A 14,835-nucleotide genomic window follows, 5' to 3' on the forward strand; every position below is an offset into this window, starting at 1 on the left:
GAAACGCCCCCGCCGGCCGGCGGGGGCGTTTCTCACGCTCGGGTCACCAGGCGACGGGCAGGTAGTCCGCGCCGTACACGGCGGACATCGTGCGCAGCTTCACCTCGCCGGGCTCGGCCGCCAGCCGCAGGTTCGGGAACCGGTCGAACAGCTCGCGGAACGCGATCTGCATCTCCACCCGGGACAGCTGCTGGCCCAGGCACTGGTGGATGCCGTGCCCGAACGCCACGTGCGTGCTGTGCGTGCGGGTGACGTCCAGGATCTCCGGGTTGTCGAAGCGGGCCGGGTCCCGGTTGGCCGCGGCCAGCGAGCAGATCACCGTCTCGCCCTTGCGGAACTGCTGCCCGCCCACCTCGACGTCCGCCAGCACGCCGCGCCGGGTGCCGAACTGCACCACCGACAGGTAGCGCAGCAGCTCCTCGACCGCGCCCGGCAGCAGCGCCGGCTCGGCGCGCAGCTTGGCCAGCTGGTCCGGGTTCTGCAACAGCAGGAACGTGCCGAGGCCGAGCATGTTGGCGGTGGTCTCGTGACCGGCGATGAGCAGCAGCAGGCCCATCTCCGCGATCTCGTCCTCGGTCAGCGTCGGGTCCGCCGCGAACAGCCCGCTGAGCATGTCGTCGCCGGGCTCGACACGCTTGCTGGCGACCAGGCGGCCCATGAAGTCGCGGATGCCCTCGGCCGCCTCGCGGATCTGCGCGATCGGCAGGTCCACCCGCAGCAGCTGGTGCGAGCGGTGCTGGAACTCCTCGCGTTCCTCGTAGGGCACGCCGAGCAGCTCGCAGATCACCAGCGACGGGATGGGCAGCGCGAACGCGGACACCAGGTCGGCCGAGTCGCCGGCGGCCTGCATGGCGTCCAGGTGGTCGACCACCATCTGGTGGATACGGGGTTCGAGCGCCCGCATCCGCCGCACGGTGAACTGCCCGGTCAGCAGCTTGCGGTAGCGGCCGTGGTCCGGCGGGTCCATGGAGATGAACAGGCCCTTCGGGACCTCGAACCTCTCCTCCGGCGCGACCACCCGCATCGGGTCGGTGATGTTCTCCGGCCGCGAGCTGAACCTCGGGTCGGCCATCACGAAGCGGACGTGCTCGTAGCTGGTCACGAGCCAGCCCAGCGAGCCGTCCGGCATGGCCAGCCGGCTGACCGGCTGATCCTCCCGCAGCCTGCGGTACTCCCGCGGCGGGTCGAACGGCGTCGGCCGCTCGATGGGCAACGGCGCTGCCTCGATGGTCACTGCACTCTCCCCTCACCCTCGTTGTCCCCAGCCAACCCGGTCCGGCTGACCGCCGTCTCCCACGAACCTGACGAAAGCCTGACAGTGAAGACGCTGCCCTCGCCCGGACGGGTGACCAGGTCGACGGCGCCGCCGTGGGCCGCCACGATCGAGCGCACGATGCTCAGCCCGAGCCCGGTGCCGCCGGTGCCCGGGCTGCGGGCCTGGTCGGCCCGGAAGAACCGCTCGAACACCCGGCCCGCGGTCGCCTCGTCCATGCCTGGTCCGTTGTCGGCCACCACCAATTCCACCCTGGCATGGTCGCCGGTCACGCGGACGTCGATTTCCGTGCCCGAAGGGGTGTGCACCAGGGCATTGCTGATCAGGTTCTGCAACACCTCGCGCAGCCGGTTCTCGTCGCCGCACACCACGGTCCGCCCGCGCACCAGCGTTCGGATCTCCCGCTGCGGGGCGGTGACCCGGGCGTCGGCCACCGCGTCGGCGGCCAGCCGGCCCAGGTCGACCCGCTCGGAGACCGGCTCGTGCTGCTGGTCCAGCTGGGCCAGCAACAGCAGATCGCCGACGAGCTCCTGCATGCGGGCCGACTCCTGCTGGATCCGGGACAGCGACAGCGCGGTCAGCTCCTCGCCGGCCAAGCCGTGCTGGTGCATCTCGGCCCAGCCGCGGATGGTGGTCAGCGGCGTGCGCAGCTCGTGCGAGGCGTCGGCGACGAACCGGCGCAGCCGCTCCTCCGACTGCTGGCGCGCGTCGAACGCCTCGTTCAGCGCCACCACGACCTGCCCGACCTCGGCGCCCTCGTTGGGCGCGTCGATCCGCTGGTGCACCTCGCCGGCGGCGATGCGTCGCGCCGTGCGAGCCATGTCCCGCAACGGTTGCAGGCCGACCTTCAGCACCACGAAACTGAGCAGCCCGATGCCGGCCAGCGCCACCAGCGTGGCCAGCAGCTCGAACACCATCAGCTTGCTCAGCGCGTCGTCGGTCGGGTCGAGGCTCTCGGCCAGCAGCGCGCTGCCGATCGCCACCGGCGGTCCGTTCGGCTGGGCGTAGCGGACGTCCGTGCCCAGGTTGAACATCAGCGTCCGGTACTGCGGGCCGCCGGCCGAGGGCAGCGTCGTCGGCGTCGCCGCGAAGTCCTTGCCGACGACCGCCGGCAGGGTGGGCGGCGCGGCCGGGTTGCCCAGCGAGTCCACCACCGGCGTCTGGACGAGGACCCGTCCTTGGGGGTCGAACAGCGTGACGACGTAACCCGGTTGCAGCAGCACCGACACGTCGTTCCTGGTCACCACCACCGAGGTGTGGCCGATGGCCTGGGCCAGGCGGGTCTTGGTGTCGGTGAGCCACGTGTCGGCGCGGTCCCGGAAGTACACCTGGAGCGCGACGATCGACGCCGCGTCCACGATCACCATGCCCAGCGCGGCCAACGCGATCACCGTGCAGACCAGCCGGCCCCGCAGCGAGGACACGCGGCGGCGCACCTCAGCTCTCCCGGAGGCTGTAGCCGAACCCGCGCACGGTGTGGATCAGCGGCGCGCCGGTCGCGTCCAGCTTCTGCCGCAGCCGGGACACCACCTTCTCCACCACGCCGTCGCCGAAGTCGTGCCGCCACACGTGCTCCAGCACCTGGCCCTTGGACACCACCCGGCCGGCGTTGACCATCAGGTAGCGCAGCAGCCGGTACTCGGTGGGGGACAGCTCGACCAGCAGGCCGTCCCGGGTCACCCGGCGCGAGGCCTCGTCCATCACCACGCCGCCCACGCTCAGCACCGGGTCCGCGCCGCCGCGGTGGGCCCGGCGCAGCAGCACCTGCACGCGGGCCAGCACCTCGGGGATGCTGAACGGCTTGGTCAGGTAGTCGTCCGCGCCGGTGGTCAGGCCGGTCACCTTGTCCAGCACCGAGTCTCGTGCGGTCAGCAGCAGCACCGGCGGCGCGTCGGGCAGCTCGCAGACCCGCCGGCACACCTCGAAACCGTCCACGTCCGGCAGCATCACGTCCAGGATGACCAGGTCCGGGGGCTCGGCCGCGACCCGTCTGAGCGCCTCGCGGCCGGTCGCCGCCGTGCGGACCTGGTAGCCGGCCAGGCCCAGGGTGGTCGCCAGCATCTCGGTGATGCCTGGCTCGTCGTCGACGACCAGCAGCTGCTGGCCCTGCCCGTACACCAGCGGCGGTTCCACGCGGGCTGAACGAACCACGGAGTTGTCACGTTCCTTTGTGACCTGGGTCACTGTTGTGAACTGGCGTGCGGAGGGGCCCGTCTCGTGGGTGAACCTCCGGCTACTCACTCTGGGAGACAAGACCAATGAACCGTGTGACGATGGCGCTCGCCCTCGTGGCGGTCGCACTTGGCCTGGCCGTCAGCTCTGCTTCCCAACCCGAAGTCCGACCCGTCGCGCAGCAGGAACCCCTGGCCCCCGCCGCGGTGACGGTGCCGGACGGAAACCGAATGATCGCCGCGTTCGCCGGTAACGGCGTCCAGATCTACCAGTGCGCCAACGCCGCCTGGACCCTGTTCGAACCGGCCGCCACCCTCTCCGACCACGGCCGCGCGGTCGCACTGCACTTCAAGGGCCCGATCTGGGTCTCCACCGTCGACGGCAGCGAGGTCGGCGCCGCCGCCGTGCCCGGCGCCTCCTCGGCACGCCCCAACGCCGTGCCGGAACTGCTGTTGAAGGCCACCGAGAACCGTGGCCAGGGACAGTTCTCCGCCGTCACCTACGTCCAACGGCTGGCCACCCGAGGCGGCCTTGCCCCCGCCGGCCCGTGCGCCGACGGGTCCCAGACCTCGGTCCCCTACTCCGCTACCTACGTCTTCTGGACCGCCGCCTCCTGACCTCCTCAACGGCCATTGGTCCACCCCGCACCCCCTGTTTTCACGCGTGGAAGGGGGCTTTCCTGTCATTGGGTGACAGGAAAGCCCCCTTCCACGCGTTGGGGAGGGGGTGAAGAGAGGGGGATTGGTCTGGTCTGGTTAGGAGGTGCAGGCTTGGCGGACGGCGTCGAGCTTGGCCGCCTCGGTCTCGGCCCACTTGGCCAGGTCGCCGTCGGTGAGGTGCTTGAGCGTGGCCTCACCGGCGGTCTGGGCGGCGTCGGCCAGGGCCTTGGCCAGCTGCTGGTCCTGGGCCTGGGTCGACAGCTGCTGCAACGTGTCGGCAAGCTGCTTGGCGTGGTCGGCGCTGCTCTGCGCGGCCGACCCGAGCTGGCCCAGCACGGCCGAGCCCAGCGCCTGGGCGCAGATCTCGGACTTCGTCGGCGGCGTGCCCGCCGCCGAGGCGCCGCACGCCGTCAGCGCGAACATCGACCCCAACGCGACCGTCACGACCACTTTCGCCCTCATCACACCACATTACCGGTGATACAGGGACCGGACGACGTCGTCGATGTCCGGTTCGATCACGGCCACGTCGTGCACCGGCGAGCGCTCGGCGATCATGGTGATCAGCGCCGCCGCGGTGGTCGCGTCCCGGCGGAACGACAGCTGCTGGCGCAGCCCGTTGGCCTCGACCCGGACCTCCCGCACGCCCGGCAGCCCGGTCAGCTCCCCGCACGGCCGCTCGAAGTCCACCACCAGCACCCGCTCCGGCGTCACCTGGTCCCGCAGCTCGGCCAGGGGGCCGTCGGCCAGCACCCGGCCGTGGTCGATCACCATCATCCGCCGGCACAGCCGCTCGATGTCGTCCAGGTCGTGCGTGGTCAGCAGCAACGTGGTGCCCCGGTCGGCGTTCAGCTCGGCCAGGAACTCCCGCAGCCGCTCCTTGGAGTCCAGGTCCAGCCCGATCGTCGGCTCGTCCAGCACCAGCAGCTCCGGCCCGTGCAGCAGCGCCGCCGTCACCTCGCCCCGCATTCGTTGCCCCAGCGACAACTGCCGCACCGGCGTGTCCAGAAACGCTTGCAGCCCAAGCAGTTCCGTGCACTCGTGCAGACGCTTGGCGTGGTCGCCGGCCGGCACCCGGTAGATGTGCCGCAGCAGCTCGAAACTCTCGGCCAGCGGCAGGTCCCACCACAACTGGCTGCGCTGCCCGAACACCACGCCGATCCGCCGGGCCAGCTCCGCCCGCTGCCGGCTCGGATCCAGCCCGCAGACCCGCACCCGCCCGGTGGTCGGCACCAGGATCCCGGTCAGCATCTTGATCGTCGTCGACTTGCCGGCCCCGTTCGGCCCGATGTACCCGACGCTCTCGCCGGCCTCGACGGTGAACGACACGCCCCCGACCGCCGCCACCTCCTCGCGGACCCGCCGGAACCGCCCGGCCTTGCGGGCCACGGTGAACGTCCGACCCAACTCGCTGACCTCGATCATCAAGATCCTGTTCCTCGGTAGTGGCGGACGGCGCGGCGCCAGATCAGGCCGGCGACGGCGGCGGCGAGCACGGCCACCGGGGCGTCGAGCCAGCCGAACCAGGACGGCGCGCCCAGCGGGTCGGGGTGGTCGAGCAGGGTGAGCCCGGGGTAGTAGGCGACGAAGGCCCCGGGCACGAGGTAGGCCAGCAGGACCCGCATCCAGCCGGCGTAGATGGAGATCGGATACGAGGTCAGGTAGCTGCCGCCGTAGGTGACGGTGTTGGCCAGCTCGCGGGCGTCGACGAACCAGAACGACACCGAGTTGGCGGCCACGAAGATCGCGGCGAAGATGACCGCGCCGGCCGCCGGGGTCACCGCCAGCAGCACGGCCTTGGCCGGCGACCAGTGAATGTCCGAAGTGGACAGAACGTAGACCAGGACGCCGAAGGCCGTGAGCACGCGGCCGACGCGGCGCAGCTGGAAGTCGCCGGCGAACAGTTGCAGCAGTGTCCCGAGTGGACGCATCAGCACCACGTCGAAGGTGCCGGCGCGGATGTAGGCCGGCAGCCGCTCGATGCTGCCCACGCACATGTCGGCCAGCCCGAACGACATCCCGGACAGGGCGTAGAACAGCAGCACGGCGGTGATGTCGAAGCCGCCGAGGCTGGCCACCCGGCCGAACACGATCAGGATCACGACCAGGTCGTTGGCCTGGGCCAGCGCCTGCCCGAAGCAGTTCATCACGAACGAGCTGCGGTAGCTCAGCTGCCCGCGGATCTGGGCCCCCGCCAGCCGGGCGAACACGGCCAGGTCAGCCACCCTGCACCACCACCTTGTGCATGGCCCGGGCCAGCACCAGCCGGCCGGCGGCGGCCAGCAGCAGCACCCACAGCAGCTGCTGCCCCAGCGTGGCCAGCAGCGGCCCGTCCTGCACGAACACGTTGATCGGGTACTGGAGCATGGACGGGAACGGGGTGAGCAGGAGCGCCCGCTGGGCCCAGTCCGGGAAGTAGGACAGCGGGATCTCCAGCCCGGCCAGGGTGCCGGACACGACCCCGTACAGGCTGCGCACCCCGCGCGAGTCCAGCAGCCAGAACGTGGTCATGCCGAGCAGGAACCGGAGGTGGAAGCTGACCAGCACCGCGAGCAGGGCGCTGACCAGGAAGGCCGGCGCGACCAGCGGGTCGGTCGGCCAGCGGAACGGGAACAGCAGCGCCCCCAGCAGCAGCTGCGGGACGAAGCGGGCGACCGCGCTGTAGCCGGCGCGGCCCAGGTCGGTGGCCAGCAGCGCGGCCTGCATGTTCCACGGCCGGGACAGGTCGACGACGATGTCGCCGGTCCTGATCCGCTCGGACAGCTCGTCGTCGCTCCAGAAGTCGACGACGCCGAGCAGGCCCTGCCCGAGCCAGACGTAGGTGATGGAGGTGGTCAGGTCGTAGCCGCCGATCGAGGCCCCATCGCGCGCCAGGTAGACCGCCGTGAGGATCCCGACCTTGATCAGTCCGAAGACGACGTTGGTCGCGGTCCCCGCGAGGACGGCGTGGCGGTAGGTGGTGTGCCTGTGGAATCCGGCGAGCGTGATGCGGAGATAACAGCCGATCACAGCGGACACGTCTGTCCACGCTAGGGGCGGGGGCAACTCATTTATCCGGGTAATTCCCCGATTCGGACCGGGGTCGGCCGCGCCTAGCATCGTGACCATGGTGAACGGGGTGAGCAGCAGGGAACTCCGCGTCTCGGACGCGGAGCGGGAACACGTGATCGGGTTGCTGCAGAAGGCGATCGGCCTGGGACTGCTCACGCTGGAGGAGTTCACCGACCGCACCGACGTGGCGCTGTCCTCGCGCACCCGCGCGGAGCTGAACGTGGTGCTGGCCGACCTGCCCGGCATGACGCATCCGGAGATGCGGGCGCGCAGCGGCTGGGGCGGGCGGCCGGTGGCCGACCGGCCGCCGCTGCCCGGCGAGCCGCTGGTGCTGACCAGCGGCTGCGGGTCCAGCGTCAACCGCAGCGGCGAGTGGACGGTGCCGCGGTCGATCGTGGTCCGGTCCAAGTGGGGTTCCGGCGTCAACCTGGACTTCCGGGACGCCGTGTTCGCCCACGACCGGCTGGACCTGCGGCTGGAGGTCACCGGCGGCGCGGTCACGCTGCGGCTGCCGGCCGGTGCCGTGGTGAGCCTGACCGACCTCAACACCAGGATGAGCTCGGTCAACGACAAGGTCGGCTACCAGGGCCGCGAGGGCACACCGCACATCGTCGTCAGCGGCGACCTGAACATGGCCGCCCTGAACATCAAGGGCGCTAGGCGGTAGCCAGCTCCACGCAGTCGGGGCAGGGCAGGCCGTCGGTCTCGCCGGCCGGCGGCCGCACCCACGAGCGGCAGACGGCCACGACCGCCTCGCCGTCGGCGTGACGGATGGTGCGCGGCCGACCGGCGACGGTCTCGGTCAGATGCAAAACATGGCCCTGCACAACGGAGGGCCACCACGTGGCGGCGGGCATGCGGCCATCGTTCCGACCAGTTTTGACGCCCCGGTTACACCCAGTGAAACCCTCGACGCGCTCCCGTCATCCGGCGCTTGGAAGGGGGCTTTCCTTCACTTGGAGTGGAGGAAAGCCCCCTTCCAAGCGCGAGGTCAGATCTGGAGGCCGGCTAGGACGCCGTCGAGGAGGCCGGGGAACAGGGTGTCGAGGTCCTCGCGGCGCAGGGTGTTGACCTTGGAGGTGCCGACCGGCTGCTGGTGGATGACGCCGGCGTCGCGCAGCACCCGCCAGTGGTGGGTCAGGGTGGACTTGCTGACCGGCAGCTCCAGCACGCCGCAGGCCATCTCGCCGCGTTCGGCGATGGCCTGCACGATGCGCAGCCGCACCGGGTCGGCCAGGGCCTGGAGCACGGCCTCGATCCGGATGCTCTCCCGGAGCGGGTGCTCAAGCGTGGTGCCCATGGGTTCAGTGTACGAACGTCGTCGAACGGCTACCGGCCCGCGACCACGGCCGGGGTCTGGTGCAGGGTCAGCAGGTCGAACGGGACCCAGGTGGCGACGCCGGTGCGCTGCAACGAGGCCAGCGACAGCCACACCCCGAGCACGGTCAGCACCGGCAGCACCATGCCCAGCTCGACCCGCCCGCCGGTGCGCATCCGCATCGGCTTGGGCAGCGCCACCGGGTACCAGGTCTTGCCGTTGAACGGGATCGGCCAGAAGATCGGGCAGCCCTGCTCGGTGATGGCGTCGCCGAGGCAGTGGGCCAGGCAGCCGGCGGCCACCGCGATCGCGCACCACATGGCCTGCTCGGCCGGCCCGACGTCGATCCAGTGCCAGCACAGGACCGTGAGCCCGAGCGACAGCACGGTCACGCCGAGCACGTGGCCCTTCGGCGTCCACTCGTGCAGCAGACCGCGGACGGCGAGGGCACAGAACAGGAACAGCAGCGGCAGCAAGGCGACCTTGTGGGCCCACTGCACTGTGGCGTAGGCGCCGGCGCCGGCGAGTAAGGCGAACAGCAGGGTGTGGGTCACGCCGCGGTGGCCGCCGTGGCGGTTGGCGTCGCTGCGCAGCCGGGTGCCGCGGTAGACGACGTGGCTGACCCAGTGCACGCCCTTGGACAGCAGCCAGGTGACCTTGCCGAACGTGTTGGCCACGGTGGCTTCGGGATGGTCCAGATCGGGCAGCAGCGCGGCGCCGCTGCACAGCGCCGCCCCGACGACCCAGGTCTGCGGGGTCATGGGCAGGTTGTTGGCGATGGCCGCGACCGACACCCCGCCCCACATCAGCAGCCCGCTCATCGCGTGCGTAGGTCCGGTCGACACGACGCCCCCCTGCTTCAAGATCGAGTTGTCCGGCGAGGCAGGCTACCCAGTGGTGACGTTGACGGGGCGTCGACACGTCGAGTCAAACGGGCAGTGTCGTTGGCCACCACCCTGAAGCGATCACGAAGGGTTAGCAGTACACTTGTACTGCTTGCATTGTCGCGAGAGGAGAGCCCGGCGTGGGCAAGATCAAGGTCGAAGGCACCGTCGTCGAGCTCGACGGCGACGAGATGACCCGCATCATCTGGCAGTTCATCAAGGACAAGCTGATCCACCCGTACCTGGACGTCAATCTGGACTACTACGACCTGGGCATCGAGCACCGGGACGCGACCGACGACCAGGTCACCATCGACTCGGCCAACGCCATCAAGAAGCACGGCGTCGGTGTGAAGTGCGCCACCATCACGCCGGACGAGGCGCGGGTGGAGGAGTTCGGCCTGAAGAAGATGTGGCTCTCGCCCAACGGCACGATCCGCAACATCCTCGGCGGCGTCATCTTCCGCGAGCCGATCGTCATCTCCAACATCCCGCGGCTGGTGCCGGGCTGGACCAAGCCGATCATCATCGGCCGGCACGCCCACGGCGACCAGTACAAGGCCACCAACTTCAAGGTGGCCGGCCCGGGCGAGCTGACCATCACCTTCACCCCGGCCGACGGCTCCGAGCCGATCCAGCACGTGGTGGCGAACTACCCCGAGGGCGGCGGCGTCGCCATGGGCATGTTCAACTTCCGCAAGTCCATCGAGGACTTCGCGCGGGCCTCGCTGTCCTACGGCCTGCAGCGCGAGTACCCGGTCTACATGTCGACCAAGAACACGATCCTCAAGGCCTACGACGGCATGTTCAAGGACGTGTTCCAGGAGATCTTCGAGGCCGAGTTCAAGGCGGACTTCGACGCCAAGGGCCTGACCTACGAGCACCGCCTGATCGACGACATGGTCGCCGCCGCCATGAAGTGGGAGGGCGGCTACGTCTGGGCCTGCAAGAACTACGACGGCGACGTGCAGTCCGACACCGTGGCCCAGGGCTTCGGCTCGCTCGGCCTGATGACCTCCGTGCTGATGACGCCGGACGGCCGCACCGTCGAGGCCGAGGCCGCGCACGGCACCGTGACCCGGCACTACCGCCAGCACCAGCAGGGCAAGCCCACCTCCACCAACCCGATCGCCTCGATCTTCGCGTGGACCCGTGGCCTTCAGCACCGCGGCAAGCTGGACGGCACCCCGGCCGTCTCCCAGTTCGCCACCACGCTCGAGGAGGTCGTGATCTCCTCGGTCGAGCAGGGCGCGATGACCAAGGACCTGGCCCTGCTGATCAGCAAGGACCAGCCGTGGCAGACCACCGAGGACTTCCTCAACACCCTCGACGAGAACCTGCAGAAGCGCATGGCGTCCGCCTGAGCGGCTAGAGCGTGACCAAAAGGGCCCCGTCTCGCGACGGGGCCCTTTTGCGTGCTGTCACGGTTTACCGTCCGGCGCATGGGGAAGAAGCTCCTGCTCGCGGCGTTGACCGCGATGCTCGGTCTCACGCTCGCCGGCACGGCTTCCGCGGCCGCTCAGCCCGGCTACGTCGCCCTCGGCGACTCCTACGCCTCCGGCGTGGGCACGCGGACGTACTACGACACGTCCTGCGACCGTTCCGTGTACGCCTACTCGCAGCTGCTGGCCGGCCGGCTCGGCCTGGCGCTCAACCTTCAGGCGTGCAGCGGGGCCAAGACCGCTGACGTGCTGAAGAACCAGGTCGCGGCGCTGTCCACGTCGACCCAGTACGTGACGATCTCCGTCGGCGGCAACGACATCGGCTTCTCCAGCGTGATCGAGAAGTGCGCGCTGCCGCTGTACGACTGCACCGGCGACATCAACAAGGCGGTGGGGCTGATCACCGGCACGCTGCCCGGCGCGCTGGACGGCGTGTACACGCAGATCCACACCCGGGCCCCGAGCGCCAAGGTCGTGGTGGTCGGCTATCCGCGGCTGTTCAACGGCGTGGCCTGCAACGCGCTGGCCCGGATCAGCCCGACCGAGGAGGGCCAGCTCAACGCGGCCGCCGACACGCTCGACAACACCATCAAGGCCCGGGCCGCCGCGCACGGCTTCACGTTCCTGGACCCGCGGTCGGCGTTCACCGGTCACGCCGTGTGCGACAAGGTGGAGTGGCTCAACGGCCTGTCCAATCCGGTGTCCGAGTCGTATCACCCCAACCGCGACGGCCACGTGGGTTTCGCGAATCTCCTTCAGCCCCTGCTGTGACGTTTGGTGATGGGCTAGCCCGGTAGGGAACCCCGGCCGGGTGGATTCCGGGTCGGGTGGTTCTGCGGCGCCCCGTCCTCCGGTATTGCTGGGATGTCCGGTTTTTCCGGCGTCCGTGGCGAGAGGAGGACGGGGTGTTCGGCATTCCGGTGATGAAACTGGCCGTGATCGGCGGGGTCGGCGTCGCGGCGTTCGCCGTGCTGGCGCACCAGAACGCGGGCGCGGCGCAGAGCAATCCGCAGTGCGCCTTCACCGTCAACGCCGACGTGCTCAACGTGCGGGCCGGGCCCAGCACCGCCGACCGGGTCGTCGGGCGGCTGGTGCAGCGTCAGGCCGTGGTCGCGCAACCCTTGGTGCGGAACGGTTTCCGTCAGCTGGACGGCACCCGCTGGGCCTCGGTCGACTACCTGGTCGCCGCCTCCGGCAACACCTGCTGAGTCATCCAACCCTGATCGGCCAGGCCGATGTGGTACGGCACGTTGACCACCACCACGCCCGGCGTGAACAGCAGCCTTGCCTTGAGCCGCAAGGCACTCTGGTTGTGCAGCAGATGCTGCCACCAGCGCCGCACCACGTACTCCGGGATGAACACGCTGACCACGCCCCGCTTGTCGCGGGCGTGCAGCCGGGCCACGTGCTCCACGATCGGCTTGCTCACGTCCCGGTACGGCGAGGACAGCACCACCAGCGGCACCTTGATGCCCCGTCGCTCCCATTCCCTTTGCAGGCCCCGAGTCTCCTCGTCGTCGGTGGCGACCGTGAGCGCCTCCAAGCGATCCGGGCGGGTCGCCTTGGCGAAGGCCAGCGCCTGCAACGCCGGCTGGTGCAGGCGGGAGACCAGCACCAGCGCGTGCACCCGCGGCGGCAGCGTGGTCGTCGGCTTGACCGTCTCGACCTCGCGCTCGAACCGCCGGTAGTAGCGGTTGATCGCCCGCATCACGAAGAACAGCACCACCATGGCCAGCACCGCCAGCCACGCGCCGTGCACCACCTTGGTGGCGAACACCACCACCAGCACCACCGCGGTCAGCCCCGCGCCGAAGGCGTTGATCGCCTGCGAGCCGCGCATCCTCGCTCGCTTGCCCGGGTCGGTCTCCCCGGCCAGCGCCCGTCTCCAGTGCACGACCATGCCGGCCTGGCTGAGCGTGAAGCTGGTGAACACGCCGATGATGTAGAGCTGGATCAGGCTGTCGATGTTGGCGTCGAAGCCGACGATCAGCACGATCGCGGCGGCGGCCAGCAGCAGGATGCCGTTGCTGAACACCAGCCGGTCGCCGCGGTTGTGCAGCTGGCGCGGCAGGTAGCGCTCGCGGGCCAGGATCGAGGCCAGGCCCGGGAATCCGTTGAACGCCGTGTTGGCGGCCAGGATCAGGATGCCCGCGGTGGCCGCCTGGAACAGGTAGAACAGCGCCGAGCCGCCGCCGAACACGCTGCCGGCGACCTGCGAGATCACCGACGGGTTGCCGTCCGGCTCGGCGTGGGCGCCCAGGTGCACGGCCAGCGCCGTGATGCCGCCGAACATCGTCACCGCGATGACGCCCATCAGCACCAGCGTCAGGGCGGCGTTGTGGGACTTGGGTCTGCGGAACGCCGGCACGCCGTTGCTGATCGCCTCCACGCCGGTCAACGCCGTGCAGCCGGAGGCGAAAGCCCGTAGGGACAGGAAAACCGCGCCGAAGCCGGCGGTGCTCTCGGTCTGGTGGAACGGCAGGTTCGCGGTGGAGGCCGGCGGCAGGTCGCCGGCCAGGCCCCGGACCGCCGCCACCGCGAACATCAGGAACGTCAGCACGATGAACGCGTAGGTCGGAATCGCGAACGACCTGCCGGACTCCTTGACACCGCGCAGGTTCACCACCGCGATGAGCGCCACGAAGCCGACCGAGATGCCCACGGCGTGCGGGGCCAGCTCCGGGAACGCCGACGTGATCGCCACGACGCCGGAGACCACCGACACCGCCACCGTCATCACGTAGTCCACCAGCAGCGCCGCCGCCGCGGTCAGCGCCGCCGACTCGCCCAGGTTTTCTTTGGAGACAACAAATGCGCCGCCGCCACTGGGGTAGGCGTAGCAGGTCTGGCGGTAGGAGGCGACGACCACGATCAGCACGATCGCCACCGCCGCCGCGACCGGCGTGGACAGCGACAGCGCCCCCGCGCCGCCGACCGCCAACGTCAGCAGGATCTGCTCGGTGGCGTAGGCCACCGACGAGATCGGGTCGCTACAGAACACCGGCAGCGCCAACCACTTCGGCAACAGCGTGTCGCCCAATCGCTCACTGCGCAGCGGGCGGCCGACCAACAGCCGTTTCACGACGTCGAACACGCGCTCCCTCTCCCCGGACTCCTCGTCTGAAGCGTCCGGGGCCTTGACGGCCGCACCGCCGGCCCTGATGCGTTCTTAACGCCGACGAGCCTGACGTTGACGAATTCCTGATGCCGCTAGGCTCGGGGGGTGCTGACCGTCTCCACCGTCAACGTCAACGGGCTTCGCGCCGCCGCCAAGAAGGGCTTCGTCGAGTGGCTGGCCGCCACCGAGGCCGACGTGGTGTGCCTGCAGGAGACCCGGGCCGAGCCCGGTCAGCTGCCGGCCGAGCTGCTGGAGCCGGCCGGGTGGCACACCGTGCTGGCCGAGTCCGAGCTCAAGGGCCGGGCCGGCGTCGCCCTGCTGTCCCGCACCGCCCCCGAGGCCGTCCGCGTCGGCTTCGGCTCGGCCGAGTTCGACCGCAGCGGCCGCTACGTCGAGTACGAGCTGGCCGACGTCGTCGTGGCCAGCCTCTACCTGCCCAGCGGCGACGCCGGGACCCCCAAGCAGGACGAGAAGTACCGCTTCCTGGAGGCGTTTTTCGCCCACCTCGTCGAGCTGCGGGCCAAGGCCGAGGCCGACGGCCGCGAGGTCCTCATCTGCGGCGACTGGAACATCGCCCACCGCCCAGAGGACCTCAAGTCCTGGAAGACCAACCAGCGCTCGGCCGGCTTCCTGCCCGAGGAACGGGCCTGGCTCGACCAGCTCTACGCCGCCGGCTACACCGACGTCGTGCGGTCCCTGCACCCCGACGTCGCCGGCCCGTACAGCTGGTGGTCCTACCGCGGCAAGGCCTTCGACAACGACTCCGGCTGGCGCATCGACCTGCACGTCGCCACCGCCGGCCTGGCCGCCAAGGCCGTCTCCGCCGTCACCGAACGCGCCGCCACCTACGCCGAACGCTGGTCCGACCACGCCCCCGTGACCGTCCGCTACGACGTCTGAAATATTCCCCCTTTCCCT

The 14,835-nt window shown here is 70.2% G+C and carries 17 protein-coding genes; 6 read left to right on the forward strand and 11 right to left on the reverse strand.

The window, feature by feature from the left end:
- Nucleotides 1-43: 43 nt before the first annotated feature.
- From ACIG5F_RS28050 to ACIG5F_RS28060, 3 genes are read right to left on the reverse strand one after another with little or no spacing between them, the layout of a single operon-like run.
- Nucleotides 44-1,234 (reverse strand): cytochrome P450, encoded by a 1,191-nt coding sequence (locus ACIG5F_RS28050; RefSeq protein ID WP_396522471.1) that lies wholly within the window; start codon nucleotides 1,232-1,234, stop codon nucleotides 44-46.
- On the reverse strand, nucleotides 1,231-2,697 hold the full coding sequence (locus ACIG5F_RS28055) for a sensor histidine kinase (protein WP_396522473.1): 1,467 nt from the start codon (nucleotides 2,695-2,697) through the stop codon (nucleotides 1,231-1,233). The genes ACIG5F_RS28050 and ACIG5F_RS28055 overlap by 4 nt, the downstream gene beginning before the upstream one ends.
- Nucleotides 2,698-2,710: 13 nt before the next feature.
- Nucleotides 2,711-3,406: a response regulator transcription factor gene (locus ACIG5F_RS28060; protein ID WP_396522475.1), complete on the reverse strand. Its 696-nt coding sequence runs from the start codon at nucleotides 3,404-3,406 to the stop codon at nucleotides 2,711-2,713.
- Nucleotides 3,407-3,546: 140 nt separating this feature from the next.
- Here ACIG5F_RS28060 and ACIG5F_RS28065 point away from each other — a divergent pair, with 140 nt between their 5' ends.
- Nucleotides 3,547-4,062, forward strand: coding sequence for a DUF3455 domain-containing protein (locus tag ACIG5F_RS28065; protein ID WP_396522477.1), 516 nt, complete (start codon nucleotides 3,547-3,549; stop codon nucleotides 4,060-4,062).
- A 138-nt stretch (nucleotides 4,063-4,200) separates the two neighbouring features.
- Here ACIG5F_RS28065 and ACIG5F_RS28070 read toward each other — a convergent pair whose 3' ends face one another.
- Genes ACIG5F_RS28070 through ACIG5F_RS28085 form a run of 4 tightly spaced genes read right to left on the reverse strand, consistent with a single transcriptional unit; the run spans nucleotide 4,201 to nucleotide 7,122 of the window.
- Entirely contained in the window at nucleotides 4,201-4,566 is a 366-nt protein-coding gene (locus ACIG5F_RS28070; protein WP_396522479.1) for a hypothetical protein, read from the reverse strand.
- A 9-nt stretch (nucleotides 4,567-4,575) separates the two neighbouring features.
- Nucleotides 4,576-5,529 (reverse strand): ATP-binding cassette domain-containing protein, encoded by a 954-nt coding sequence (locus ACIG5F_RS28075; RefSeq protein ID WP_396522481.1) that lies wholly within the window; start codon nucleotides 5,527-5,529, stop codon nucleotides 4,576-4,578.
- Complete coding sequence (locus tag ACIG5F_RS28080) at nucleotides 5,529-6,329, reverse strand: ABC transporter permease (RefSeq protein WP_396522483.1); 801 nt, start codon at nucleotides 6,327-6,329, stop codon at nucleotides 5,529-5,531. Before ACIG5F_RS28080 ends, ACIG5F_RS28075 begins: the two co-directional genes overlap by 1 nt.
- Entirely contained in the window at nucleotides 6,322-7,122 is an 801-nt protein-coding gene (locus ACIG5F_RS28085) for an ABC transporter permease (RefSeq protein WP_396522485.1), read from the reverse strand. The genes ACIG5F_RS28080 and ACIG5F_RS28085 overlap by 8 nt, the downstream gene beginning before the upstream one ends.
- Before the next feature lie 88 nt (nucleotides 7,123-7,210).
- On the opposite strand from ACIG5F_RS28085, the gene ACIG5F_RS28090 reads away from it, so the two are divergent.
- On the forward strand, nucleotides 7,211-7,822 hold the full coding sequence (locus ACIG5F_RS28090; RefSeq protein WP_396522487.1) for a DUF1707 domain-containing protein: 612 nt from the start codon (nucleotides 7,211-7,213) through the stop codon (nucleotides 7,820-7,822).
- Here the strand turns inward: ACIG5F_RS28090 and ACIG5F_RS28095 are convergent.
- From ACIG5F_RS28095 to ACIG5F_RS28105, 3 genes are all read right to left on the reverse strand, one after another.
- Complete coding sequence (locus tag ACIG5F_RS28095; protein WP_396522489.1) at nucleotides 7,812-8,012, reverse strand: hypothetical protein; 201 nt, start codon at nucleotides 8,010-8,012, stop codon at nucleotides 7,812-7,814. The two genes, ACIG5F_RS28090 and ACIG5F_RS28095, sit on opposite strands and share 11 nt — an antisense overlap.
- A 134-nt stretch (nucleotides 8,013-8,146) precedes the next feature.
- Nucleotides 8,147-8,455, reverse strand: coding sequence for an ArsR/SmtB family transcription factor (locus ACIG5F_RS28100; RefSeq protein WP_396522491.1), 309 nt, complete (start codon nucleotides 8,453-8,455; stop codon nucleotides 8,147-8,149).
- 29 nt (nucleotides 8,456-8,484) lie between these two features.
- Nucleotides 8,485-9,318 (reverse strand): metal-dependent hydrolase, encoded by an 834-nt coding sequence (locus tag ACIG5F_RS28105; RefSeq protein ID WP_396522493.1) that lies wholly within the window; start codon nucleotides 9,316-9,318, stop codon nucleotides 8,485-8,487.
- Between the two features lie 179 nt (nucleotides 9,319-9,497).
- Here ACIG5F_RS28105 and ACIG5F_RS28110 point away from each other — a divergent pair, with 179 nt between their 5' ends.
- The 3 genes from ACIG5F_RS28110 (at nucleotide 9,498) to ACIG5F_RS28120 (ending at nucleotide 12,007) form a co-directional block, all read left to right on the forward strand.
- On the forward strand, nucleotides 9,498-10,721 hold the full coding sequence (locus tag ACIG5F_RS28110; RefSeq protein ID WP_396522495.1) for an NADP-dependent isocitrate dehydrogenase: 1,224 nt from the start codon (nucleotides 9,498-9,500) through the stop codon (nucleotides 10,719-10,721).
- Between the two features lie 78 nt (nucleotides 10,722-10,799).
- Complete coding sequence (locus tag ACIG5F_RS28115) at nucleotides 10,800-11,570, forward strand: SGNH/GDSL hydrolase family protein (RefSeq protein ID WP_396522497.1); 771 nt, start codon at nucleotides 10,800-10,802, stop codon at nucleotides 11,568-11,570.
- 134 nt (nucleotides 11,571-11,704) lie between these two features.
- Nucleotides 11,705-12,007 carry an SH3 domain-containing protein gene (locus tag ACIG5F_RS28120; protein ID WP_396522499.1) on the forward strand — a complete coding sequence of 101 codons (303 nt, stop codon included), beginning with the start codon at nucleotides 11,705-11,707 and terminating at the stop codon, nucleotides 12,005-12,007.
- Here the strand turns inward: ACIG5F_RS28120 and ACIG5F_RS28125 are convergent.
- Nucleotides 11,974-13,893, reverse strand: coding sequence for an APC family permease (locus ACIG5F_RS28125; RefSeq protein WP_396522501.1), 1,920 nt, complete (start codon nucleotides 13,891-13,893; stop codon nucleotides 11,974-11,976). The two genes, ACIG5F_RS28120 and ACIG5F_RS28125, sit on opposite strands and share 34 nt — an antisense overlap.
- Nucleotides 13,894-14,022: 129 nt before the next feature.
- Here ACIG5F_RS28125 and ACIG5F_RS28130 point away from each other — a divergent pair, with 129 nt between their 5' ends.
- Complete coding sequence (locus ACIG5F_RS28130; RefSeq protein ID WP_396522503.1) at nucleotides 14,023-14,817, forward strand: exodeoxyribonuclease III; 795 nt, start codon at nucleotides 14,023-14,025, stop codon at nucleotides 14,815-14,817.
- Nucleotides 14,818-14,835 lie beyond the last annotated feature (18 nt).

The sequence above is a fragment of the Kutzneria sp. NPDC052558 genome (assembly GCF_044547355.1).
GTDB lineage: Bacteria > Actinomycetota > Actinomycetes > Mycobacteriales > Pseudonocardiaceae > Kutzneria.

Coding starts and splice junctions, on each gene's coding strand:
- ACIG5F_RS28065 (WP_396522477.1), top strand. CDS start 3,547: ATGGCGCTCGCCCTCGTGGCGGTCGCACTTGGCCTGGCCGTCAGCTCT.
- ACIG5F_RS28070 (WP_396522479.1), bottom strand. CDS start 4,566: ATGAGGGCGAAAGTGGTCGTGACGGTCGCGTTGGGGTCGATGTTCGCG.
- ACIG5F_RS28075 (WP_396522481.1), bottom strand. CDS start 5,529: ATGATCGAGGTCAGCGAGTTGGGTCGGACGTTCACCGTGGCCCGCAAG.
- ACIG5F_RS28090 (WP_396522487.1), top strand. CDS start 7,211: ATGGTGAACGGGGTGAGCAGCAGGGAACTCCGCGTCTCGGACGCGGAG.
- ACIG5F_RS28095 (WP_396522489.1), bottom strand. CDS start 8,012: ATGCCCGCCGCCACGTGGTGGCCCTCCGTTGTGCAGGGCCATGTTTTG.
- ACIG5F_RS28100 (WP_396522491.1), bottom strand. CDS start 8,455: ATGGGCACCACGCTTGAGCACCCGCTCCGGGAGAGCATCCGGATCGAG.
- ACIG5F_RS28115 (WP_396522497.1), top strand. CDS start 10,800: ATGGGGAAGAAGCTCCTGCTCGCGGCGTTGACCGCGATGCTCGGTCTC.